Here is a 23,029-nt window from a genome sequence, read left to right on the forward strand (position 1 = left end):
GGTACTAATAGGCCGAGGACTTGTCACGAAGACGCTACGCATCCACTGTGCGGTTCTGAAGGAACCGAACCGACCACTTGGTCGACCGGCATGGGCCGGGGCGATGGGGTGCCGTGAGGTTGGTTATCTTCATAGTGTTTCGGTGGTCATGGCGGAGGGGGAACACCCGGTCCCATTCCGAACCCGGTAGTTAAGCCTTCCAGCGCCGATGGTACTGCACTCGTGAGGGTGTGGGAGAGTAGGACGCCGCCGAACATTCTTTCCCTGTGGGGCACCCGGTTTTCCGGGTGCCCCACAGGGCTTTTGTGCTTCTACCGCACTGGGGCGGTCAGCTGATCCGGTACGCGCGGATCACCGTTTGCTGCGACGAGTTGCCCTTGCTGTCGGTCGTCTGGACCCGCAGCGAAGCGTAGGAACCCGCCGCGGCGGTGTTGCGGACCAGCGCGGTCCGCCCGGTCACCGGTACCGCCGACCAGGTCTTGCCCTCGTCGAACGACACCTCGGCGCGCAGTCGGCGGATGTGCCCGCTGCCTGCGTCCGCCTGCTGGCCGACCACCAGCGGCACCCGCAGCAGGCGGTTCGCCGGGGCCGCGCCGGTCTCGTCCAGGGTGGGAGCGAAGCGGACGACGGTCAGCGGCAGCAGCGTGCGCCGGTCCTCTGGCGTCGTGTCGGAGCGGAACGTCCAGCTCCCGCTGACCGTGGTCCCGAACTCCGAGACGGTCGCGGGGCGGGACGCCTCGGCTTCCACGCGGTACTCGGCGGCCCCTGGAGCCACCGCGAAGTTGCCGACGCCGGGCAGTGTGGTCTCACCGACCTTCTCCCCGTCGCGGAACAGCGTCGTGCGCGCGTGGTCGAGGGCGATGGTGTCGCCGCGGTGGTTCGCCTGGTCGCCGAACAGCCAGACGTCCGCGACGACCCGGTCGCCGGAGCGGAACAGGTACGGGTAGGGGTCGTCCTTGTGCGGTGCGGTGACGCCGAACACGGGGAAGTGGAACGCTTCCGAGTAGGTGCGTCCCGCGAGGTAGGAGGTGAGCTGTGCGATCTGCACCGCCTCCGTGTCCTCGGCAGTCTCCTGGAAGCTCGTCCACCCCCAGGAGAAGCCCTCGGCCGAGACGTAGTCGATCGTGCTGCTCAGCGGTGGCACCGGGCGGCCCGTGGTGAAACCGGGCGTGCCGCTCGCGGTGATGGGCGAGCTGTAGTGCCAGTACTGCCTGCCCTCTCTGGCGGGCCCGAACTTCGTCTCCACCTTCGCCATCTCGTCCACGGAGGGCGTGCGCGTGAAACCGGTGGGCGCGCGGCCCTGCTCGATCCAGAGCGACCGGTACCACACCGGTGTGCCTTCCTCCCGCGGCTGGCTGAACTCCGTGCCGATGACGACTTCGTACTCGTCGGCGGGCAGCGCCGGGCCGCTGTGGCCGATCGTCATCCCCGGCGGGAAGCCACCGGGGTAGGTGCTGCCGAACCCGATGCCCAGTCCCCGGTAGAACCGGCTGGTCGCGATGGAGCCGAACTCGGCCGTGGCGGCCGGGTCCGGCGGGTCGATCCGGAGGGGACCCGCCGTCCGCGCGTCGAAGACGACCGTCGTCGCCGTCGACACGTCGAGGTCGGGCCGCAGGAGCAGGGTGTTGTCGTCGTGGCCGAAGCGGAATTCGGACATGGCGGTGTAGCGGCCCTTGGGCAACCGGACGGTTCCGGTCTCGTCCGGGCCCGAGAGGAAGATCACGCGGTCGTTGTCCAAGCCGATGATGAGCGTGTCGTACTCGTCCTCGGGGTCGCCCTCGCGGCTGATGTGCTGGATGGCCACGTCGTAGCTCTCCACCTCGCGGGTGACCGCGAACGGCACGCGCAGCGCGTCTGACTCCGAGGTGGCCACGACCGTGCCCGCGTAGACGCCGTCGAGCGAGCCGAGCCGCGTGTCGGCGGTGGCGGTCGCCTTCGCCTCGCCGCCCGCCGGGACGGTGACCTCCGCCGGGCTGACGGTGAACAGGCCCGCAGGGGCGGGCTGGCCGTCGGGGCCCTTGGACTCGACGGTGAGGGTGAAGGTCGCCGGGGCGCTGCCCGTGTTGCGCAGCGTGAAGTCCGCGGTGACCGGGACGTCGTCCTCGTGCGGCCACTGCTGGACGCCGAGGCTGAGGCTGGGTGGGTCCGCGGTGACCGCGGTGCTGATCGCCTCGGCCACGTCCACGCGGCCGGTGCCCTGGTCGAGCACGGTCAAGGCGGGGTTGTGCTTCGCCGAGGCCATCAGCGCGGCCTTGAGCTGCGCGCCGGTCCAGTCCGGGTGCTGCTGCGCCAGCAGCGCCGCCGCGCCCGCCACGTGCGGTGCGGACATGGAGGTGCCGGACACGGCCACGTGCCGCTCGCCGACCGGGGTGCCGATGACGCCGGTGGAGGACTTGGCGGCCACGATGTCGACGCCGGGGGCGGTGATGTCGGGCTTGACCGCGCCGTCGCCCACGCGCGGGCCGCGGCTGGAGAAGGGGGCGATGCTGTCGTCGCGGTCGACCGCGCCAACGGTCAGCGCGGCGTCCGCGCTGCCCGGCGAGCCGACGGACTCCGCGCGGCCGGAGTTGCCCGCCGACACCACGAACACCACGCCGTACTGCGCGGACAGGGTGTTGAGCGCTTTCTCCAGCGGGTCGGTCCCCGGTGTGTCGGTGCCGCCCAGGCTGATGTTGGCCACGTCGGCACCCTGCTCGGCGGCCCACTGCATCCCGGCGATGATCCCCGACTCCTGGCAGGCCCGCAGCCCGCAGACCTTGGCGTCGAGCAGTTGGGCCTCCGGCGCGACGCCGCGGTACTGCGCACCCGCGCTGGCGACGATGGCGGCCACGTGCGTGCCGTGGCCGACGGTGTCGGTGTTGTCCGGTTCGTCGCTGAAGTTCGCCTCGGCGATCTCGCGGCCCACCAGGTCGGGGTGCGCGCCGTCCACGCCGCTGTCGATCACGGCGACCTTCACGCCCCGACCGGTGTACCCGGCCTCCCACGCGGTGGGGGCGCCGATCTGGGCGGTGCTGCGGTCCAGCACGGGATGCCGCACGCCGTCCAGCCACACCTTGGCCACGCCCGCGTCGGCCAGCAGCGACGGCCAGGTCGCCGCGGCGGTCGCCTTCGAGGTCGTGGCGGCGAAGGCGCCCACGGCGGGCAGCTCGCGGGTCATCCGCAGTCCCGACAGCTCGGGTGACCGCGCGTCGGAGCGGGTGACCAGCAGCGGCACGTCGTCGCGGCGCGCGTCGTCGTAGCCAGCCTCGACCAACCCGGTGACGTCGAACAGCCGCAGGTCCAGCCTGCCCTCGGCGAGGGGGCGAATCGCGTCGAGCGGCAGGACGTGGGTGCGGCCATCGCGCTGGAAGGTGCGGAAAGCCGTCTTCTCCCGGCCCGCGCCCCCGGTGATCGACACGACGCGGTCACCGTTGAGCAGTACGCGGTCACCGGTGACGAGGGTGACCGAATAACTCCTCGTCGCCTGCTCCTCCGCGGCCGCCGCAGGTGTCGCCGGGGCTGCGGACAACGGGGCCGCTGTGGCTGCTAGCAGCCCTAACGCCGCCAGTGCGGCCCCTGGCCTGCGTAATCTGGAAAACGACACGAATAGCCCTCCTGATCGTTTCAGCTCCACATCGGGCGACCGTGCGATATCCGGCGGCGTGGAATACGGAAGGCCCCGATGCCCTGCGACGGATGCTAGGGGCATTGATCGCCGCAGTGCTATGAATTGCATCCGGAATAAATCTGCAGGACTTATCCGCTTTGTGGTGCCCCGCGGCACGGTTTAAGGCAGTCGCTTGACTCGGACTGGTCGGCTCGGTTGGCCGGGCCTGGAGTGCGAGGGCCTGCGAGGAGAGGTCGAATGTGAAGATCGCGGTTGACGGGGCAGGTGCGGTCGTGGGTCGGTCGTGGCGCGGGAGGTCCGGCTCACAGGCCGAGGCCGGCCTCCAGGTGCGCCAGTGCCCGGTCGATCTCGGCCGGTCCGTCCAGGTCGGGGTCTTGGGCCCAGCGCAGCCAGACCACGGCCACGACCCCGAAGACCGCACCGACGGCGTTGCCGATCCTCGGGTCGTCCGCTTCGCACCCGGCCCGGTCCGCCACGGCCTGGCGGACCTCGCGCAGCAAGCCGGGACTCCTGCGCAGGTTGGCCGCCAGCAGTTCGGGCACCGTGGCGGCGAAGACCTCCCGCTCGCGCCCCGCGGCGATCTGCTCCGCCGAGAGGGAGGCGAACGCCGCGCGGAACGCGCCGCGCAGGACCGTCACCGGTGGACCGGCCTGCTGTGCCCGCAGGGCGTCGACCAGCGGTGGGAAGCGGTCGAGCACGACCAGGTCCTCCTTGGCCGGGAAGTAGCGGAAGAAGGTCGCGGGGGAGACCTCGGCCGCTTCGGCGATCTGGTCGACGGTCGTGGCGTGGTAGCCGCGTTCGCGGAAGAGCCGGAACGCCTCGCGCAGGATCGCCTCCCTGGTCATGGCCTTCTTGCGCTCGCGCAGCCCGCCCTCGCCCATGATCGGGACCTTACCCGCCGCAAAACTGATAGTCTTCTGTCAAAAGATGGTTGACTGCCAGTTTGGGGGGATCATGGGGAGCGACGACAACGGGCTGCACCACGTGGGTCACGTCGTGCGGGACATGGCCCAGGCGATGGAGCGGTACCGCCTGCTGGGTTTCACCGTGTCGGCACCCGCCTACCCGGTGCTGCCCGATCCCGCAGGGGGATCGGACGACCTGTTCGGGGTCGCCAACGCCCACGTGCACTTCCCCGGCAACTTCCTCGAACTGGTCACCGTCCTGGGTGAGAACGTGCCCTCGGGCACGCGGCCGATGGTGCTGGACGTGCCCTGGGACAAGCGGACGCGACTGGCGGCGGCCATCCGCGCCGCCGCCGCGGACATCAGGTCCTTCCTCCAGCGCTTCCAGGGCGTCCACATCGTGATGGCCGACACGCCCGACATCGACCGCGTCGCGTCGCGGCTGACGGCCGAGGGCATCGGCCACGGCGGCGTGCACGCCGTGCAACGCCCCGTCGACACCCGCACGGGCACGAGGATGGAGCCCGCGCGCTACCTGGAGCTCTCCGGCGTGCCGGAGGGCAGGATCGGGTTCGCCCAGAACGCGCCGGTCCGGGACCAGCGGGTCGACCACCCCAACGGGGCGGTCGGGCTGGTGGGGTGCGTGCTGTGCGTGGCCGACCCGGCGTTGTCCGAGGTGACGCGCCGCTACCGCGCCTGCTTCGGCGAGGCGCGGGCGGGCGTGGACGTGGTGGCCGAGTCGGCTCTCGCCGACCTGCTGCCCGGCGAGAGCCCGGCCGCGCTGCCCGCCTTCGCCTGCTACGCGGTCGCCGTGCGCGACCTCGCCGCCACCGAGCGGTTGCTGCGCGGCAACGGCGTCCCGGCCACCCGCACCGGTCCGGAGGAGGTGCTCGTGCCCTCCTCCGCCGCGCTCGGCGTCTCGATCGCCTTCCGCCAGGGCCGCTGAGGAGCAGGATCACACCCCGCGCAACGAGCCGACCTGCGGCAGGCGTGGTTCAGTGGACCGGTGACGACAGAGGGAACCGACCCGTGGACGCGGATCGAGGTGCTGGCCGACGGCCAGGTGGTCCAGTTGCGCGTCGGCGGTGACATCGACCAGAAGACGGTGGAGGTCTTGGAGAAGGGGCTGGCCCAGGCACTGGTCCAGGCCGAGTCCCTCGGCGCGCGGTTGCTGGCGGTGGACCTGGACGAGGTCGGCTTCCTGGCCTCGGTCGGCCTGTCCGTGCTGATCCGGGCGCACAACCACGCCGTGGACCAGAAGCGCGGCATGGCCGTCATCCTCGCCCCCGAGCACAAGCTCGCCCGACTGCTGTGGCTGACCGCGTTGACGCAGGTCGTGAACGTCACCGACTCGGTGGAGGAAGCCCTCGCCAAGGTCGGCGCCCCGGACTGACCCGGCCCGGCCCCGCCCCGGCGCGGAGGCATCTTTCGGCCCGGCCGGGGTACTACCGGTCTGTGCCAGATGCCGGGAAGAACGCCCACCGGAGCAGTCGTGCGATGGCCGCGGTCGCCGACATCGTGCTCAACACCGCCGCGGACCTGACCCGCGCCCAGGCGTGGCTGCCCGCGCCCCTGCACGTGGTGGGCAGCGGGGACGGCACGGTCGACGTGGGCTGGACACCGGATGGCAGCACCCACCGCTACCAGGTGCGGCTGGACGCCGACGAGCACCGGCTGGAGTGGCGGCCGGTCGACCACGACGGCTGGCCGGGCCACCTGCGGGTGGTCGAGGGAGGTGCGGGTGCCAGCGAGGTGGAGCTCCAGGTCGAGGCGGGCGCGGGTGTCGCGGAGGACGACGTGCGCGCGGCGCTGGACCGGGCGTTGCGCGGACTGGCCGCCGAGGTCGAGCAGAACTTCAACGTCAGCTGAGGAGCCGCTGTGGAGATCCGTCCCCTGGGCGGCCGCCTCGGCTGCCTGCTGATGATCCTGTTCTCGATCGCCGCTTCCGTCGTGCTGACGGTGCTGCTCAACGTCCTGCTGTGAGTCCCGAGGGGGTAACGGCGCGCCGTCGGGGTAGCCGGAGGGCATGGTGAAGCGCGCGTTGTGGCAGGGGCTGGTGGCCGGAACCGTCGGCGCGGCGGTGATGACGGTCGGGGAGAAGCTGGAGCAGCGGGTCACCGGGCGACCCGATTCGCACGTGCCCGCCAGGGTGCTGGAGCGGCTGCTGGGGATGCCCGAGCGGCCGGGGCGGCAGCCGTGGGCGGTGAACCTGGCCATGCACTTCGGGCAGGGCGCGCTGGCCGGGGTGGTGCGGTCGCTGATGGCCAACGCGGGACTGCGCGGACCGGTGGCCTCGGCGATGTTCGCCGTGGTGCGGCTGAGCAACGACCAGATCCTGGAGAACGCCACCGGCGTCGGCGCCCCACCGCAGACGTGGCCCCGGTCCGAGCTGCTGGTCGACCTGCTGCACAAGAGCGTCTACGCCTTCGCGACCGGCGTCGTGGCCGACGCCTTCGCCGCACGCCGAGGCCCCGGCCCCGGCCAGCGGCACGCCGCGCTCAGCCAGGGCCGCCGCCCCGACGTCGGCCCGCTGCCCCGCGCCGCGGCCGCGGCGGCCAGGTGACCACCGCACGAGACCGACGCGGCCGGGTCAGCCCAGTCCTGCCTTGAGGGGCGTGGGAGCGGCGCCTGCCAGTCGTCGGCGGTCGGCGAGCGTCGGCAGGTGCCCGGTCACGCCACCGTCCACGCGGATCAGTTGACCGGTGATGAACTTCGACTCGTCGGACGCCAGGAAGACCACGGTGTTGGCGACGTCGGCCTGGTCGCCGGGCAGGTCGAGCATCTGGGAGTCCCGGATCAGCCTCGCCGGGGCGATGTCCTCCAGTCGGTGCGGCCGCTCCGCCGCGGCCGGGCTCGACGGCGGTGCGATCAGACCCGGCACCACGGCGTTGCAGCGGATGCCGAGGTGGCCGTAGGACGTGGCCACCGACCTCGTGAGGTGCTCGATCGCCGCTTTGCTCGTGCCGTAGGAGACCAGCGTGAGATCACCACCCGCGGCCTGCACCGACGAGGTGTTGATGATCGAGCCGCCTCCCGAAGCCGCCATGACCGGCACGGCGTGCTTGCTGCCGAGGAACACACCACCCACGTTCACCTCTAAGGTCCGCATCAGGTGGTCGCGGCTGACGTGGAGGACGTCGGTGTCCTGGAGCATCCACTCGGGGGACAGCAGCGCGGCGTTGTTCCACAGGACGTCCAGGCGGCCGTAGGACCGCTGGGCCAGTTCCACGACACCGGCGACGTCCTCCTCGACGCTGACGTCGCCGGTGTACGGCACGACCTCGAAGCCCTCGGCCGCGAGTTCCCGCGCGCGTTCGCGCACGGCCGACGACACGTCCATCATCACCACGTGCGCGCCTTGCGCGGCCATCGCCCGCACGCCCGCCAAACCCAAGCCGCCCGCCGCGCCGGTGGCGATCGCCACCTTGCCCGCCAACCGTCCCATGAGGGGTCTCCGCTCAAAGTAGTTGAAATTTCAGCACTGCGACCTACGCTAGCATCAGGTGCTGAAATTTCAACTACTCGTCTCGCGGAGCGACTCACATGGCGGAAGCGCGCTGGCTGACCGACGACGAGCAGCGGACGTGGCGGAGCTTCCTGATCGCGAGCCGACTGCTGTTCGACCGGCTGGAGAAGGAGCTGAAGCAGAACTCGAACCTGTCGTTCGCGACATACGAGATCCTGGCCAGGCTCTCGGAGAGCCCCGGACGCTCGATGCGCATGGCTGACCTCGCCGCGGCGTGCGTGTTCGACCGCAGCAGGTTGAGCCACGCGATCGACCGCTTGGTCCGCTCGGGCTGGGTCCGCCGGGTGCCGAGCACGTCGGACGCGCGGGGCCAACTGGCGGAGCTCACCGACGAAGGCGCGCGGCAGGTCCGCGAGTCCGCTCCCGGTCACGTGGAGCTGGTCCGGTCGCTCCTGTTCGACCGCTTGAGCCGGGAGCAGCAGGAGTCGCTGCGGGAGGTGAGCACGGTGCTGGCCACCGGCGTGCTCGACCCGGCGCGGCTCGACCGCATGGGGTGGCCCGCCGCTACGCCGAGGCCAGACCCGCCTTCAGCGCGCGGGTGAGCTCCACCGCGCGGCGTGCCTGGAAGGACACCGCGTCCAGCTCGACCTGCCCCGGCGGTACCTGGCCGTTGTTGGAGACGTGGCTGGAGCCGTAGGGGTTGCCCGCCTGGAACTGGATGGGGTCGGCGTAGCCGGGCGGGACGATGACGCAACCCCAGTGGTAGAAGGTGTTGTTCAGGGCGGTGATGGTGGTCTCCTGCCCGCCGTGGTGGGTCGCCGCGGAGGTGAACGAGGTCGCGGTCTTGTTCACCAGCTTGCCCGCCGCCCACAGCGGGCCGGTGGTGTCGAGGAACTGCTTGAGCTGCGCCGCGGGCATCCCGAAGCGGGTGGGCGCGCCGAAGACCAGCAGGTCGGCCCACTCCAGGTCGTCCAGCGCCGCTTCCGGGACGTCCTGGGTCTGCCGCGCGTGGGCGGCCCACCCCTCGTTGCTGGCGATGGCCTCTTCCGGCGCCAGCTCGCGCACCTTCCGCAGCCGCACCTCCGCGCCCGCGGCCTCGGCGGCCTTGGCCGCGGCCTGCGCCATGGCATAAACGCTGCCGGTGGCGGAGTAGTAGATGACGGCGGTCTTGACCTCTGGCATCGGCTCTCCCGTTGTTCTCAAGTGGTCGGGGATCACCGCAGGCGTACCCGCAGGACGGGAGATCACGCCGAATCGGCCAGGACCTGCCTGATCAGGGCACGGCCCGCTGGCGCGCGTCCGCCGGTGGGCCACCTGTGTGAACCCGGCGAGGCTGATCGCGTGAATCGGGCGCGGAGGCGTCCACCCGGTCCTCGACGGCGCCTACCGTGTTCGGCGGGTGGGTGATGGGCCGGACTCGGGTGGGGCTGCCGTGACGACTCGTGCGCTGTACTGCCCGCAGAACCGCGAACTCGACCTGTCGGAGCTGTCGGCCTCCGACTACCGGTTGATCCGGTCCCTGCGCGGGCGGCTGCACCGCGGTGACCGGGTGCTGCTGTGCCTGGAGCCGGTCGAACCGGGGCAGGACGAACTGTTCGTCCAGGAGAGCGGGGGGAACTGCTACGCCGTCCACTTCGACGGCGACCGCGCGCACCTCGTGTCGCGGGAGAGCGATGAGCACAAGTGGCAGAAGGAGTACTGGTACCGCGCGGCCGAGGACGCCGGGCACTCGGCGCAGGTCCAGTACAGCACGCGCCGGGGAACCGTGCTGGACGTGGCCATCCACGCAGCCGTGCGGACCGGCGTCGAACTCCGGCGGGCGCACACCAACGCGCGGGTGGCGGCGGACCGCACCGCCAAAGCGCACCGGGCGGGCTGGTTGTCGCTGTGGTTCGCCGACGCGGACCACGCGCCGTCGTGGTTCCACCGCATTCCCTCCGTCGGGTACAACCGGATCTCGTGGGACGCCCTGCCGCCCCGGCGCGCCGCGACCGCGACCGGCCTGAAGGAGGTGGAGCCGGTCAAGTGCACGATCCGCGCCTTCGACCGGTGCCCCGCCGGGAAGAGGCTGCACTGCGGTGAGTTCCACCCGGACTTGAAGCCGTGGCGGGGCGTCACGGTCGACCAGGTGGCGGCCATGGTGCCCGCGGGCCGGGCGGTCGCGCTGGCGACGTCCAGGGGGCTGGTGTACGTCGTCCCGAGGGAGAGCCTGGACCGGTACCAGGAGTTGACCGGGAGAACCGGTCTCTACGTGCCAGGGCCTGATCCGCACGCGGCGGTCCCGGTCCCCGCCCGGCAGGAGGGGGCGTCGCCTTGCCTGGAGTGCAAGCGGTGCGGGCAGGACCTCTTGCTCATCCGCCCTGGGCGCGAACTGTGCGAGCGCTGCCACCCGACGATGCGATCCGACCGCTGAGCGGGAGCGTCCTCGCGGATGCGGCTCAGCCGACCGCGTCGAGCACCGCCTGGTACACGCCCAGCACCGATCCGGCGATCGGGACCACGGAGATCGGCACCGCGTACTCCAGCGCGTTCGACCACCGCGCGATCGACGGCGAGGGGGTGTCGCGCACGACCCGGCGGGCGTACCGAAGGCGCACCAGGCCCGCCGTGCCAGCGCTGGTGGCCAGGGGGCGACCTCGGCCCGACAGCGCGTGCGCAGCCCACTGCCCAACGTGCCGCCAGCGACAATCGCGCTGCGGGCACAGCGCGTCGAGTGCGTGGAGGCGACCGGGGAACAGGGCGTCGAGAAGGCGGCCCGGTTGGCGGGCATGAGCATGTCCGCCTTCTACCGCGACTTCCAGGCCATCACCACGATGAGCCCGATCCGGTTCCAGAAGCGGATCCGGTTGCAGGTGGCCGACTCGTCAGCCTGGACGAGTGCGCTCCGGGGTGGCTGGTGAGTCCTGTGCTTGACCCGGTGCCCGTGGTCAAGTCCAGTGCCTGCCCTCCGGCTCGGGGATGTCGGACTCGAAGCGCGGGTAGAGGACCAGTCACCGGAAGCGGTCATGTCGTGGCGGGGGCGGCCACGGCTTGGACGGCGACGAAGGCGGCGATGATGAACACGAGGTAGGCGAATCCGCCGCGGAGCCGTTCGGCGGGCAGTCGGGTGGCCAGCCGTCCGGCGACGAGGGAGCCGACGACCGCGGCGGCGGTGAACGCACCGGCGATCCGGTAGTCCAGGGCGGTGTCGCCGGAGTGGGCGGCGAATCCCGCGGTGGAGTTGAGCGCGATGACCACCAGGGACGTGCCGGTGGCGACGGGGGCGGGCAGGCCGAGCAGCAGCACCATGGCGGGGATGAGCAGGAAGCCCCCACCGACGCCGAACAGGCCGGTGAGGAATCCGACGGCGATGCCGACGCCGATCGACTTGGGCAGGCATCCTCGCCAGTTCACACCTCCGCCGGGCAGGGCGCAATCGCCGCCCGCACCACCGTCGCCGCGCAGCATCCGCACACCTGCGACGACCATGAGTCCGGCGAAGCCCACGAGTACGGTCCGAGGGTCGAGCAGCCGGTTGACCGCCGCGCCGCCGAACGCCGCCACCGCGCCGGTGACGCCGACCACGGCCGCGACGCGCCATCGGACTTGCCCGACGCGTATCCGGGGCAGCACGGCGGTGATCGAGGAAATCCCGACCACGAGCAGCGACGTCGGGACGGCTGCGCTCAGCGGCATACCGGTGCCGTGGACCAGGGCGGGCACGGCCAGGATCGAGCCACCACCGCCGAGCAGCCCGAGCAGGACACCGATCGCGGCGCCCAGGACCACGGCCGTGGTCACGGCCGGCTGGTGGCCAGGGCCGCGACAACGGCGTCGAGCTGTGCGCGGGGGCCGCGGTTGTAGGGAAGCTTGGCCAGCAGCAGGCCCATCGCGCAGGTGTTGGAGACCGCGGCGAAGGTCAGACCCGCGCCGATGGCGGCGGCAACCCACTTCAGCGGTGGGAACAGCACGCTGGCCAGGATGGCGCTGAGGACGACGGAGCCCGCGACCAGGCGGACCTGGCGTTCCAGCTCCCAGCGGGGCGCGCCGATCCGGACCGGCGCGCCCGCGAGCCTCCAGGCGGCGATGCCGCCCCGCAGCACCCGCACGTTGGGCAGGCCCGCATCGGCCAACGCCTGTTCGGCGGCGGTGGCGCGCTGGCCGGAGCGGCAGACCAGCACGACTTGGTCGTCGAGGTGCCTACGCAGCTCCTCGCGATGCTCCCGCAGCAGGTCCAGGGGGACGTTGTAGGAGCCGGGGATGTGGGCTGCCTCGAACTCGCCGGGGGTCCGCACGTCGACCAGGCGTGGCGCGGTGCCGGACTCCAGGAGGTGGCGCAGTGCGGGGGTGTCGATGGTGGTGGGGCTGCTGGTGCGGGGAGGGGTGCTCACGCGGTGGTCTCCTCGTCGGTGCCGGGCACGGTGGTCAGGCCGGCCTCTGCGGCGGCGGTGTAGGAATCGTCGATGTGCACCGCGGTGCGGCCCGTTCGGGCGAGCAGGCTGGTCGCGGCGGCGGCCCGGTAACCGGAGCCGCAGTGGACCCACACCGCTCCGGTGGGCACGTCGGGCAGCCGGGCGGGCAGGTCGGGCAGGGGAACGTGCACCGCGCCTTCGATGTGGCTGGCGTGCCACTCGTTGCTCATGCGCACATCGAGCACCACATCGGGTTTGGGCAGTCCGTGCGGCGGAGCGCCTGCGCGGGCGGCGGCCAGGTCGGCGAACGTGGCGGTGTCCAGCCGTCCCAGTCGGGTGGGGTCGTCGTCGGCCCACTGTTCCGGGGTGCCCGCGGTGGTGGCGGCGGGCCGGTCGATGCCGATGCGGGCCAGTTCCCGTTGCGCGTCGGCGACCTGCTCGACCGACTCGCCCAGCAGCGTGATCGGTGCACCCCACGGGGCCATCCAGCCCAGCCAGGTTGACATCGGTCCGTCCAAGCCGAAGCTCAGCGTGCCCGCGAGGTGCCGGTGCGCGAACGCCTTGCGCGAGCGCAAGTCCACCACCCACTCGCCCGCGTCGACGCGGGTCCGCAGCTCGGCGGGGGTGGCGGGCCGCACCGGTGTCAGGTCGATCAGGTCGGCACCCGCGGCGTTGCGGGCGCCCATGTGCGCGTAGTAGGCGGGGTAGGCGTCCAGCCCGTCCAGGGTGTGGGCGACGAAGTCGTTGGCTTCCAGTCGCAACGCGGGGTTGGCCGTGCGCTCCCGCCCGATGGTCGAGGCGGGGGCGTCGGACTGGGTCGCCGAGCAGAAGCTGCCGAAGCCGTGGGTGGGCCACACCTGCGTCCCGTCGGGCAGCAGGTCGGCGAGCCGGTGAGCCGAGGCGTGCTGATGCTCGGCCAAGACGTGGGCGTGCTGCTTTCCGAGCAGGTCGGTGCGCCCGGTGGTACCGAACAGCAGCGACCCCCCGGTGAACACCCCCACCGGCCCACCGGCGCCGTGCAGCACGTAGGAAAGGTGGTGGAAGGTGTGGCCGGGGGTGGCCACCACGGCCAGGCGCATCCGGTCCGAGATCGTGACCGCGTCGCCATCGGCCACCGGTACCCGGTCGAAGTCCACGTCGTCATCGGCGGCGACCAGGTACCGAGCGCCGGTCAGCCTGGCCAGCGCGAGGCCGCCGGAGACGTAGTCGTTGTGCAAGTGCGTCTCCACCACGTGCGTGATGCGCACGCCGAGCCGACCGGCCAGCGCTAGGACGCGGTCGATGTCGCGTTGCGGGTCCACCACCACCGCCGTCCGCCCGTCGGAGGCGAGGTAGCTGCGATCACCCAGTGACGAGGTCTGCACGACCCGCACATCGATGTCACTCATCGATTTCTCCCGGTGTTCCGTGGTCGGCATCGTTGACGAGCGCGGCTGTCGGCCCGCCATGACACCACTCTCAACGAGAATACCCCCGGGGGTATTCCGGTGCGCAGTGCTCCCTGGTGGGCAAGGTGCGCCACCGTCGGGGGAGTCCCCTGTCGAGCGGGTGGAGTCGCGAACGATCCCGGGAGCGAGGAACCCCGAATGGTGCTGTCCGGTGCGTGGACGGCTTGTTGCGGAGGTGACCCGATCGCCGTAGCGGCCACCTTGGTCCTTTCCGCTGGTACAATACCCCGGAGGGTATAGTCCGGCAGCTGTGAGGCGAGGTGCGCGAGTGGAGCTGGCGTTGGTGGGTGAGGAGCTGCGCGCGGTGGTGAACCGGCTCAAGCGCGCCCAGGGGCAGATAGCCGGGATCATCCGGATGATCGAGGAGGGACGCGACTGCGAGGATGTGGTCACGCAGTTGGCGGCAGCCGCGCGGGCGTTGGACAAAGCCGGGTTCGCGATCATCGCCACCGGGTTGCAGCGGTGCATGGTGGACGATGCCTCGGAGGGCGGGAACGCCAACCGGGACGCGATGCGTCAGCGCTTGGAAAAACTGTTCCTGTCCCTGGCCTGAGACCGCCCGCGTCGGTGCGGGAAGAGCGGCCGACGCGCCGCGGTGTCCCTCCGCAGCTGCCGTCACTGCAGTGAACAACCCCGGTGCTGTGCAGTGCTTGCCCGGATCTCCTGGGTACTCCGATCTCGGAGCGACCGCGCCGACAAAGGAGCACAGCGATGAGTTACGCCCATGCGGTGACCCTCCACTCCGACTTCCCCACCTCGGTGGCAGCTGTGCGGCAGGCCTTGGCCGACGCGGGCTTCGGAGTCCTCACCGAAATCGACGTCACCGCCACCCTCAAGGCCAAGCTCGACCAGGACATCGAGCCCTACCTCATCCTCGGCGCCTGCAATCCGCCGTTGGCTCACCGGGCGCTGGAGGTGGACCGCTCGATCGGCCTGCTGCTGCCGTGCAACGTCGTTGTGCGCGCCCAGGGAAGTGCCACCCTCGTCGAAATCCTCGACCCGATCACAATGGTGCAGGTCACCGGGCGGCAAGAGCTCGGTCCAGTCGCCAGGGACGCCGCCCAACGGCTGGACGCCGCCCTCGCCTCCCTCCGGACCTGACACGGCAGGCCCGCTCACACGTCCTTCACTCCCCGTGCCGCTCGGTGGAGGCGGCGTCGGTCGTCCAGCGGGCCGTGGTCAGTGGTCAGGTCAATGCTGCTTCTGCCCACACCCATGGCCGTTCCGGCCGCAGTCGGGCACGGGGTGATGACGCGTCGGTCCTCGAACGGGCTCCCGCACTCCAGTGATCTTGATCGCCACCGTTCCAACAGGACTCCGTCGCGCTCGCGCCTGCCTCGGTGGACCACCCGCAGGCCGATCAAGCGGTGTCCTGCCTAGCGGACCGCCCAGCGCTGCGCGCCGCCGCCGTTGCACTCGAACAACTGGACCGGCACGCCGTTGGCCGTGCCACCCCCGGTGACGTCGACGCACTTGCCCGACCCGGCGCCCACGACCTCGCCGCCGTCGGTGAACGAGAACCGCTGCGCCGTGCTGCCGTTGCACTCCCAGATCTGCACCCGCGTGCCGTTCGCGGTGCCGTTGCCGTGCACGTCCAGGCACCGGTCACCGATCCCGCGCAGCTCGCCTGCGGCGGTGCGGGTCCAGCGCTGGTTGTCCTCGCCGTGGCAGTCCCAGATCAGCACGCCGGTGCCGTTGTCGGTCTGGCGGCCGGTGACGTCGAGGCAGCGGTTGGACTGCGGGTTGGACAGCAGCACGGTGGTGCCCACGGGTGGGACGACGACCGGGGTGAGGCTGCCGGGGACCGACCGCAGCGCCGCGAACCAGCGCTCGGCCATCTTGTCGTAGCCCGCGGCGCTGGGGTGGGTGCCGTCGGCGATGTCGGCGTCGGTGAACCCGGTGTGCATGTCCACCACGTGCGTGCGCGGCCCCTTCTGGGCCACGATGCCGGGGATCGCGGCGTTGTAGGCCCGCACCCGAGCGTCGCGCGCCGGGTCGCTCAGCGGCGTGATCTGGGCGACGAACAGCTCGGCGACCGGCGCGAGGGTGCGGATCCGGTCGATGAGCGCGGACAGGCGGGCGGGCGCGTTGGCCAGGTCGTGGTCCTGGTTGACGTCGTTGGTTCCGATGTGCAGCAGGACGGTGCGCGGGTTGGCCTCGCGCAGCCACCCCGCGACGGCGGCGTCGAGCTGGTCGACGCGCCATCCGGAGTGGCCCTCGTGGTCGTGGTCGCCCAGGCTCGGCGGCCCGTTGGACCCGGACCCGACGAAGTCGACGTCCCGGCCGTCGGCGACCAGGCGCTGCCACAGCCCGATCCGGTAGCCGCCGGGGACGTTGTACCCGTCGGTGATCGAGTCGCCGAGCGGCATCACCCGGACCTCGCCGGTGGGCGCCGGGGTCGAGGGCGCGGTGCTGGGCAGTGCGGTGACCAGCGCGGCGACCAGGGTGAAGAGCAACCGGATGAGCTCGGGCACGGCTTTCCCTCCTCGGCGGTGACAGCGGTGTCGGAGTCGGGGGAGCCCTCCGCCAAGGTCGGCCCGGACCGGGCCTCGTGTCAAGGGATGTACCACTGACGCGCGTCCGGAGCACCCCGGTGGTGCCGGGTCTGACCGGTCGGTTACCGGGAGCAGAACTCGTTGCCCCGTGAGAGCTTCGGCGGCGTCGGCTCGCTAGGGCAGGCGCGACCCGTGGTGGAGGGGCGTGGAGCGCCCCTCCACCACGGGGCGTCACAGTCCGAACGCCAGCAGGACGCTGCCGTGCGGATTGGGGTAGGTGGGCCAGTAGCCCGCCTGCACGTACACCATCCCGTCGGAGACCACCGCGCCACCGCCGGTGCCGCCGATCGCCCCGCCGCGGCCGGGCAGGCCGTTGACGCCGGTGAAGTCCCGGAGCGTGTCGTAGGTCCACAGCACCTGGCCGTCGCGGGCGGAGTAGGCCCGCAGCTTGCCGTCGTTGCTGCCCTCGTACACGACACCGGGACTGCTGGTCACGCCAGGACCGTGGGCCAGCGTGCACAGGTCCGGGTGCTCCGCCGCGCCGCCGGTGGTGCACCCGTCCGCCGGGTTGGGCGTCTCCCACAGCACGTCCCCGTCGGCCGGGTCCAGCGCGAAGACCTTGCCCGGATCGGCGAAGTAGGTGGCGATGTAGAGCCGGTGGCCGTCGAAGCTGGACCCCCACTGGATGCCGCCGAACCCCGAACCGGGAATCGGCAGGCCCAGCTGCCTGCGCCACACCACCTCGCCGGTGGTCGCGTCGAAGACGTGGTAGACGCCGAGCTTCTGCCCGACCCCGACCAGCGCGCGCCCGTTCACGCTGAACAGGTTGGGCGTGGCGCCGATGTCGTAGTCCAGCGCCGAGCCGTCCTGCAGTCCGGGGCAGTAGCCCTCCTGGTTCGGCTGGTTGCACAGCAACCGCCAGGTGTCGGCCCTGGTGACCTGGTTGCGCCACTTCACCGCGCCGGTGCGGTGGTCCAGCGCCAGCAGGGTGTCGAAATCGCCCGTGGTGCCGGTGTAGAGCTGTCCGGTGCCCACGTACAGGGTGCCGCTGCGCGGGTCGATCACCGGCGAGCTCCACACCCCCGCCCCCGAGGGCTCGTACCGGGTCGCGCCGCTGGGCCAGGTGCCCACCGCCTGCGGCTCGGGCACCGTGTAGTGCCGCCACACCAGCTCGCCGGTCTCGGCGTCCAGCGCGTCGAGGTGGCCGCGGAAGGTGCAGCAGGGGTAGTTCGGGTCGTCGCTGGTGCCGTCCGGGCTGTTGAGCGAGTTCTCCCCGCTGGAGATGCCCACGTAGACGCGACCGTCGTGGACCAGCGGCGAACTGGTCACCGTGCCCGCCCCGTGCGTGTCGATGTCCTTGGCCCACACCAGTCGTCCCGTGCGCTGCTCCAGCGCGTAGACGTAGCCGCGGACGTCGCCGAAGTAGACCTTCCCGCCCGACACCGACGGCCCGTCCCACGGGACGGCCGGGCGCGGCTTGGCGCCGGGGTCCACCGCGCCCAAGTCGAAGCTCCAGCGCTCCTGGCCGGTCTTGGCGTCGCGGGCGTAGAACTTGCCGTCCGGTCCGCCGAAGTAGACGGTGCCGCCCACCACGGCGGGCTGACTGCGCACCGGTAGCGGGCTGTCGGTCCTGGGGTAGGCGAACGCCCACTTCAGCCGCAGCCCGTCGACGTTGCGCGGGGTCAGCCGCCGCTCGGCCGCGTTGTGCCTGCTGCCCGACAGGTCCTTCTGCCACGTGGGCCAGTCACCACCGCGCCCGCCGAGCGGCGCGGCAGCGGTGACCCCCGCACCCAGCACCACGATCGCCGAGGCGACCGCGAGCAAGGCCGTCGTCCTTCGCTTGCGTGCCATGTCCCTCCCCTGGCCGACGATGGGTCGATGCCACCGTGGCAGCGGTGACCTCCCCGACGCGAGAGGGCGAAGCGAGCAATGCGGGCGCGAGGACTTCGATCGGGGGCGGGCCGATCGGTTGATCCCACCGGCCATTCGAGACACAGCGAGGTCGCGCGCGGCGCCGCGACGGGGGAGCGATGCGTGGCTCCGCAGCATCCTATTGACACTCGATAGGTAACAAGTGATAGCCGATGTTCGGTTATCGAACATCGAGCGGTGTCCGCTCTTCGGGTCTTCCTCGTGCTGTCGTTCGGCATGCTGACGGTCTTCCAGTTGAGACGGCGCGCGGGTGACTTGATCGATTCTCGCGGGGGTCCTTTCCGGACTCGCGGGCAAGGCGACATTATCGAAAATTTTCGAAATTCTAATCGCAACTTTTGCCTGGTGGGAGGTTGTGCGACGCTGCTGCGGCCGCTGCCGGGCGGCGCGTCGGACCAAGGCACCCCAGCGGTGGTCGGGAGGGTTCGGATCACTGTGCTTTCCGTCGATCGGATCGGTCTCATCAGGAAGGTGTGCGGCGAACTGGACGTGGTCAGCCTCACCGCGTTCGCGGTCGCGGCGGTCCACCGCGTCCTGCCCGTGTACCGGATCTATGGCGAAGTCCACCCGGATATCCGCGGTCACGAGGCCGCCCACGACGCCCTGGCGGCGATCCCGCAGCTGCCGCGGCGCTTACCGGGCGTCACTCGCGGACGGGTGGCCCGCAAGGTCGAGATCGCACTGGCGGGCGCGTCGCGCGACCTCGGGGTCGTCCGGTGGCGCACCCGGCCCGACGTCGCCGAATCGATGGTCGCGGAGGTGATCAGCGCTGTCGTGCTGGTGCTGAACAGCTGGAAGTCGCCCTCCGTCGAGGGGTGCTGCCAAGCGGTGGTCACCGCGCTCGCGGTCGACGCCGCGTGGGGTGACGACTCGCGGGTCCACTACGGACAACTGCTGCGCGATGCCAGGGAGCTGTCCCGTCCGGAGGGGTTCGACCTGCCGGACGCCTACCGCGCCCTGCTGTTCCGGGCGCAGCAGGAGAGCGCGGTCCATCTCCAGCGGATGCGGTCCTTGCTCGTCTGAACCGCCGCGGCGCGGTATGCGCGGGCGAGCGCCATCCGGCTCTCCACCGCGTAGTCCGGCCGGTCGTCTGCGAGCGTGTCCGAAGGGGCAGCGTCTGCCGCCGATCGGCCCAATGGTGTTGATCATCTCGGCGTTGCCGTGTACGCCATATGGGCACTGCGCGGTGCTCATGCCGGGCTGGTGGATGCGAACGAGAGGACGACATGGCTTCGATCTCACGTCGAGCGGCGCTCAAGGGAGCCGTGGGGGCGGCGGCGGTGGGGCTCGCGACGGGGCAGCCGGGCGCGGCCGCCGCGACCGGGCAGCCGCTGCCGGAGACCCTCAGCCGCACCAAGGCGCTCGGGGCGGGTGCGCACCGGGTGAGCACCGGTGCGGTGGCGCCGACCCACCTGGGCGTCAGCTCGGCGACCGGCAGGTTCCGGGCGCGCACCGCGGCCGGGTGGGGTCAGTGGCGCGCCATCGCGACCTGCCCCGGCGGCCGGAGCGAGCAGTCCGCGACGGCGTTCGTCCGCGTGCCCGAAGGCGCCGTGGAGTACGAGCTGGAACTGGCGGCTCCCGGCGCGGTCTCGGAGCTGAACACCGTGGGCGGGCGCGCGGTGGGCGTGCTGTCCCCGAGGGCCGACGCGTGCTCGGTCGCGGGGCGCAGGCTCAGCGGCCCCTACCTGTCGCGGGCGGCGTGGGGAGCGGACGAGTCGCTGCGCTTCGCCCAGGACGGCTCCGAGCGCTACCCGGCCGCCTACTTCCCGGTGCAGACGCTGACGGTGCACCACTCGGCGCTGGAACTGGGCCCGGACCCGGCCGCGGACGTGCGGGCGATCTACTACGACCACACGATCACGCGCGAGTTCGGCGACATCGGCTACCACCTGCTGATCGACCCGGCGGGGCGGGTCTACGAGGGGCGCTGGTCGGGCTCCGACGGCGCCCCGGTGTTCGGCCCCGAGCTGGTGGGCGGGGTTCCGCAGATGTCCAACGCCGCGCACGTGGCGGGCTTCAACGCGGGCAACGTCGGCGTGTGCCTGCTGGGCGACTTCACCTCCGCGGGCCCGACGGCGCGGGCGCGCGACGCGCTGGTGGGGGTGCTCGCGATCCTGTCCGAGGTCTGCGGGCTGGACCCGCTGGGCAAGACCGACTACGTCAACCCCATCAGCGGTGCGACGGCGACCGTCGACACCATCTCGGGGCACCGCGACTGGATGTCCACCGAGTGCCCCGGCAACACCTTCCACCCGGACCTGCCCGACATCCGCGCTCGCGTCGCGGCCCTGCTGCGGGCCTGACGACCCGCGGTGGGGTCACCCGACCGGGGTGACCCCACCGCGGCGAACCGGTCAGGGAGCGACCCGCAGGACGAGCTTGCCGCGGGTGTGGCCCGCCTCGCCGTGCCGGTGCGCCTCGGCGGCCTCGGCGAGGTCGAACACCTCCTCGACCTCCACGGCGACCCGCCCGCCCTCGATCAGCTCGGCGATGGCGGCCAGCGCCGAACCGTCCGGCTCGACCAGGACCGCGTGGGTGCGCAGACCCGCTTCGGCCGCCTCGGCGGCGAGCTCCGGCGGCACGCCGACGATCGACACGTACTGGCCTCCGGGGCGCAGCACCGACAGCGAGCGGCGGCCGGTGTCGTCGCCGCGCCGGTCACCGATGGTGTCCAGGACGACGTCGACGTCCCGCACCACCTCCTCGAACCGCTGACCGGTGTAGTCCACCAGTTCGTCCGCGCCCAGCTGCCCGAGCCAGGCGTGCCGAGGGGCGCTGGCGGTGCCGATGACGTGGGCGCCGAGGTGCTTGGCGAACTGGACCGCGAGGTGGCCGACCCCGCCCGCCGCGGCGTGCACGAGGACCCGGTCCCCCGCGCTCACGCGCGCGGTGTCCACCAGGGCCTGCCACGCGGTCAGACCCGCCAGCGGGACGGCGGCGGCGTGCTCGTGGTCGAGGGTGCCGGGCTTGCGGGCGAACTGCCTGGCCGGGGCGGTGACGTACTCGGCGTAGGCCCCGGCGGCGCGCGGGAACCACGGCATCCCGTACACCTCGTCGCCGGGCGCCAGGGTGGTGACGCCGAAGCCGACCTCCTCCACCACGCCGGAGACGTCCCAGCCGACGGTGAACGGCGGCTCGCCCAGCACCGAGGCCATGCCGGAACCGGTGCGGGTCTGCCAGTCCACCGGGTTGACCCCGGCGGCGCGGACGCGGACCAGTACCTCCGTCGGCAGCGGCCGCGGACGCGGCACCTCCTCCACGCGCAGCACTTCCGGCCCGCCGAGGGCGTGCTGGACGACCGCGCGCATACGAGGTGTGGACATGCTTCTCTCCCGAGGAAACGACGTGCGCTGACTTGCCCGCACCGCGTTGTCCGCGGTGCTCCACGACGCTAACCCGCGGCATATAGTTACCCGCAAGGTTCATTGGTTCCCGAGGGGAACTACCCTGATGGGAGCGTGTTCATGGCCGCGACCTGCGTGACGGGCAAGCACGACCAGCACGACGTGTACGCGGCCCAGTGCCCGTGCCGGGCGATGTTGGACCTGCTGGCCAACAAGTGGTCGGCGCTGGCGATCGGGGCCATGGAGCGCGGACCCCAGCGGTTCGGCGAGCTGCGCCGCGTCCTGCAGGGGGTGAGCCCGAAAGTGCTGACCCAGACCCTGCGCAGGCTGGAGGAGGTGGGCTTGGTGGAGCGCACCGTGATCCCGGCGGTGCCGCTGCACGTCGAGTACGAGCTCACCGAGCTGGGGCGCGGCGCGGCGCGGCCGCTGCGGTCCCTGCGCGAGTGGGTGGAGGACAACATCGACGCCCTGGAGGGCTGACTCGACCGAAAGTTTCGAAGAGCTGTTCGGGCGAAATCTTTGCTGTCTCAGGGCTGTTTTTCCGGCACGCCAAGCGGTTGACGGGCTTGCTGAGCGGGTGGTTGTGCTCGATTGCGGCAGGATGCAGGCTTGCCGGGGCGATCTGTTTCGGTCAATACTGCTAAACGTTTCAGGACCGGATCGCCCTCCCACCTGCTGAAACCGCAGGTGCTCCCCCAGAGGTGCCTACCATGAAACTGACATCGACGTCAGTGTTACGAATCGCCCTCGTGTCGACCCTGGTGGCCGCGGGCACAGGAGCCGCCGTGCTCGCGGCGACATCCGCCAACGCGGCGACCACGCTGGCCGCGTCGGCCGCTCAGACCGGTCGGTACTTCGGGACGGCGGTGGCGGCGCACAAGCTCTCGGACTCGACCTACGTGAACATTCTCAACCGTGAGTTCGACATGGTCACGGCCGAGAACGAGATGAAGATGGACGCGACCGAGCCCAACCAGGGCCAGTTCAGCTACGGCAACGCCGACCGGATCGTCAACCAGGCACGGGCGCAGGGCAAGCGGGTGCGCGGGCACGCGCTGGCCTGGCACTCCCAGCAGCCGCCGTGGATGCAGCGCATGGAGGGTTCGGGGCTGCGGCAGGCGATGCTCAACCACGTCACCCAGGTGGCGACCTACTACCGGGGCAAGATCTACGCCTGGGACGTGGTCAACGAGGCCTTCGCCGACGGCAGCAGCGGCGCGCGGCGGGACTCCAACCTGCAGCGCACGGGCAACGACTGGATCGAGGCGGCGTTCCGGGCGGCGCGGGCCGCCGATCCGGGCGCGAAGCTGTGCTACAACGACTACAACACCGACGACTGGTCGCACGCCAAGACCCAGGCCGTGTACCGGATGGTGCAGGACTTCAAGTCCCGCGGTGTGCCGATCGACTGCGTGGGGTTGCAGTCGCACTTCAACAGCGC

General features: G+C 71.6%; 24 protein-coding genes and 1 rRNA gene. 14 read left to right on the forward strand and 11 right to left on the reverse strand.

Annotated features, from left to right (window positions below; all coding sequences use genetic code 11):
* Nucleotides 1-138 precede the first annotated feature (138 nt).
* Nucleotides 139-255, forward strand: a 5S ribosomal RNA gene (rrf, locus tag IEZ00_RS35470).
* Between the two features lie 73 nt (nt 256-328).
* Here the strand turns inward: rrf and IEZ00_RS35475 are convergent.
* Both IEZ00_RS35475 and IEZ00_RS35480 read right to left on the reverse strand, forming a co-directional pair.
* The gene (locus tag IEZ00_RS35475) at nt 329-3,508 is read right to left on the reverse strand and encodes a S8 family serine peptidase (protein ID WP_229796423.1); all 3,180 of its coding nucleotides are present in this window, start codon (nt 3,506-3,508) and stop codon (nt 329-331) included.
* Nucleotides 3,509-3,909: 401 nt separating this feature from the next.
* Entirely contained in the window at nt 3,910-4,488 is a 579-nt protein-coding gene (locus tag IEZ00_RS35480) for a TetR family transcriptional regulator (protein ID WP_189227732.1), read from the reverse strand.
* Nucleotides 4,489-4,561: 73 nt separating this feature from the next.
* On the opposite strand from IEZ00_RS35480, the gene IEZ00_RS35485 reads away from it, so the two are divergent.
* From IEZ00_RS35485 to IEZ00_RS35500, 4 genes are all read left to right on the forward strand, one after another.
* Nucleotides 4,562-5,458, forward strand: coding sequence for a VOC family protein (locus tag IEZ00_RS35485; RefSeq protein WP_189227733.1), 897 nt, complete (start codon nt 4,562-4,564; stop codon nt 5,456-5,458).
* 60 nt (nt 5,459-5,518) lie between these two features.
* On the forward strand, nt 5,519-5,905 hold the full coding sequence (locus IEZ00_RS35490; protein WP_189227734.1) for an STAS domain-containing protein: 387 nt from the start codon (nt 5,519-5,521) through the stop codon (nt 5,903-5,905).
* Nucleotides 5,906-6,009: 104 nt separating this feature from the next.
* The gene (locus tag IEZ00_RS35495; protein WP_189227735.1) at nt 6,010-6,381 is read left to right on the forward strand and encodes an SRPBCC family protein; all 372 of its coding nucleotides are present in this window, start codon (nt 6,010-6,012) and stop codon (nt 6,379-6,381) included.
* A 157-nt stretch (nt 6,382-6,538) separates the two neighbouring features.
* On the forward strand, nt 6,539-7,075 hold the full coding sequence (locus IEZ00_RS35500; RefSeq protein ID WP_189227736.1) for a hypothetical protein: 537 nt from the start codon (nt 6,539-6,541) through the stop codon (nt 7,073-7,075).
* 27 nt (nt 7,076-7,102) lie between these two features.
* Here IEZ00_RS35500 and IEZ00_RS35505 read toward each other — a convergent pair whose 3' ends face one another.
* Nucleotides 7,103-7,957 (reverse strand): SDR family NAD(P)-dependent oxidoreductase, encoded by an 855-nt coding sequence (locus IEZ00_RS35505; RefSeq protein WP_189227737.1) that lies wholly within the window; start codon nt 7,955-7,957, stop codon nt 7,103-7,105.
* A 98-nt stretch (nt 7,958-8,055) separates the two neighbouring features.
* Between IEZ00_RS35505 and IEZ00_RS35510 the strand changes: the two genes are divergently transcribed.
* Complete coding sequence (locus tag IEZ00_RS35510) at nt 8,056-8,580, forward strand: MarR family winged helix-turn-helix transcriptional regulator (protein WP_189227738.1); 525 nt, start codon at nt 8,056-8,058, stop codon at nt 8,578-8,580.
* Here the strand turns inward: IEZ00_RS35510 and wrbA are convergent.
* Nucleotides 8,543-9,160, reverse strand: coding sequence for an NAD(P)H:quinone oxidoreductase (wrbA, locus tag IEZ00_RS35515; protein ID WP_189227739.1), 618 nt, complete (start codon nt 9,158-9,160; stop codon nt 8,543-8,545). The genes IEZ00_RS35510 and wrbA overlap by 38 nt on opposite strands.
* Before the next feature lie 250 nt (nt 9,161-9,410).
* Between wrbA and IEZ00_RS35520 the strand changes: the two genes are divergently transcribed.
* Nucleotides 9,411-10,391, forward strand: coding sequence for a hypothetical protein (locus IEZ00_RS35520; RefSeq protein WP_189227740.1), 981 nt, complete (start codon nt 9,411-9,413; stop codon nt 10,389-10,391).
* Nucleotides 10,392-10,416: 25 nt separating this feature from the next.
* Here IEZ00_RS35520 and IEZ00_RS38355 read toward each other — a convergent pair whose 3' ends face one another.
* Nucleotides 10,417-10,716: a hypothetical protein gene (locus tag IEZ00_RS38355; protein WP_444544481.1), complete on the reverse strand. Its 300-nt coding sequence runs from the start codon at nt 10,714-10,716 to the stop codon at nt 10,417-10,419.
* Here IEZ00_RS38355 and IEZ00_RS37630 point away from each other — a divergent pair.
* Entirely contained in the window at nt 10,651-10,878 is a 228-nt protein-coding gene (locus tag IEZ00_RS37630; RefSeq protein ID WP_229796424.1) for a helix-turn-helix domain-containing protein, read from the forward strand. The genes IEZ00_RS38355 and IEZ00_RS37630 overlap by 66 nt on opposite strands.
* A 103-nt stretch (nt 10,879-10,981) precedes the next feature.
* Here IEZ00_RS37630 and IEZ00_RS35535 read toward each other — a convergent pair whose 3' ends face one another.
* From IEZ00_RS35535 to IEZ00_RS35545, 3 genes are read right to left on the reverse strand one after another with little or no spacing between them, the layout of a single operon-like run.
* A complete protein-coding gene (locus IEZ00_RS35535; RefSeq protein WP_189227742.1) occupies nt 10,982-11,758 on the reverse strand; it encodes a sulfite exporter TauE/SafE family protein in 777 nt (258 codons plus the stop codon).
* Nucleotides 11,755-12,348, reverse strand: coding sequence for a rhodanese-like domain-containing protein (locus IEZ00_RS35540; RefSeq protein ID WP_189227743.1), 594 nt, complete (start codon nt 12,346-12,348; stop codon nt 11,755-11,757). The genes IEZ00_RS35535 and IEZ00_RS35540 overlap by 4 nt, the downstream gene beginning before the upstream one ends.
* Nucleotides 12,345-13,757: an MBL fold metallo-hydrolase gene (locus IEZ00_RS35545; protein ID WP_229796425.1), complete on the reverse strand. Its 1,413-nt coding sequence runs from the start codon at nt 13,755-13,757 to the stop codon at nt 12,345-12,347. Before IEZ00_RS35545 ends, IEZ00_RS35540 begins: the two co-directional genes overlap by 4 nt.
* Nucleotides 13,758-14,085: 328 nt before the next feature.
* Here IEZ00_RS35545 and IEZ00_RS35550 point away from each other — a divergent pair, with 328 nt between their 5' ends.
* Together IEZ00_RS35550 and IEZ00_RS35555 are read left to right on the forward strand one after the other, a co-directional pair.
* Complete coding sequence (locus tag IEZ00_RS35550; RefSeq protein ID WP_189227745.1) at nt 14,086-14,370, forward strand: metal-sensitive transcriptional regulator; 285 nt, start codon at nt 14,086-14,088, stop codon at nt 14,368-14,370.
* 176 nt (nt 14,371-14,546) lie between these two features.
* The gene (locus tag IEZ00_RS35555) at nt 14,547-14,918 is read left to right on the forward strand and encodes a DUF302 domain-containing protein (protein WP_306344715.1); all 372 of its coding nucleotides are present in this window, start codon (nt 14,547-14,549) and stop codon (nt 14,916-14,918) included.
* 275 nt (nt 14,919-15,193) lie between these two features.
* Here the strand turns inward: IEZ00_RS35555 and IEZ00_RS35560 are convergent, their stop codons facing one another.
* Both IEZ00_RS35560 and IEZ00_RS35565 read right to left on the reverse strand, forming a co-directional pair.
* Nucleotides 15,194-16,291, reverse strand: a complete 1,098-nt coding sequence (locus IEZ00_RS35560; RefSeq protein WP_229796426.1) for an RICIN domain-containing protein — start codon at nt 16,289-16,291, stop codon at nt 15,194-15,196.
* Between the two features lie 252 nt (nt 16,292-16,543).
* Nucleotides 16,544-18,163, reverse strand: coding sequence for an outer membrane protein assembly factor BamB family protein (locus IEZ00_RS35565; RefSeq protein ID WP_189227747.1), 1,620 nt, complete (start codon nt 18,161-18,163; stop codon nt 16,544-16,546).
* Nucleotides 18,164-18,421: 258 nt separating this feature from the next.
* On the opposite strand from IEZ00_RS35565, the gene IEZ00_RS35570 reads away from it, so the two are divergent.
* A complete protein-coding gene (locus IEZ00_RS35570; protein WP_189227748.1) occupies nt 18,422-19,267 on the forward strand; it encodes a hypothetical protein in 846 nt (281 codons plus the stop codon).
* 203 nt (nt 19,268-19,470) lie between these two features.
* Nucleotides 19,471-20,547 (forward strand): peptidoglycan recognition protein family protein, encoded by a 1,077-nt coding sequence (locus tag IEZ00_RS35575; protein WP_189227749.1) that lies wholly within the window; start codon nt 19,471-19,473, stop codon nt 20,545-20,547.
* A 51-nt stretch (nt 20,548-20,598) separates the two neighbouring features.
* Here IEZ00_RS35575 and IEZ00_RS35580 read toward each other — a convergent pair whose 3' ends face one another.
* Entirely contained in the window at nt 20,599-21,552 is a 954-nt protein-coding gene (locus IEZ00_RS35580) for an NADP-dependent oxidoreductase (protein WP_229796428.1), read from the reverse strand.
* Nucleotides 21,553-21,708: 156 nt separating this feature from the next.
* On the opposite strand from IEZ00_RS35580, the gene IEZ00_RS35585 reads away from it, so the two are divergent.
* Both IEZ00_RS35585 and IEZ00_RS35590 read left to right on the forward strand, forming a co-directional pair.
* Nucleotides 21,709-22,068 carry a winged helix-turn-helix transcriptional regulator gene (locus tag IEZ00_RS35585; RefSeq protein WP_189227751.1) on the forward strand — a complete coding sequence of 120 codons (360 nt, stop codon included), beginning with the start codon at nt 21,709-21,711 and terminating at the stop codon, nt 22,066-22,068.
* 230 nt (nt 22,069-22,298) lie between these two features.
* Nucleotides 22,299-23,029: endo-1,4-beta-xylanase (locus IEZ00_RS35590; RefSeq protein ID WP_189227752.1), on the forward strand; the 731-nt coding region annotated here is incomplete at its 3' end.

The organism is Saccharothrix coeruleofusca, from assembly GCF_014648515.1.
GTDB classification, from domain to species: domain Bacteria; phylum Actinomycetota; class Actinomycetes; order Mycobacteriales; family Pseudonocardiaceae; genus Actinosynnema; species Actinosynnema coeruleofuscum.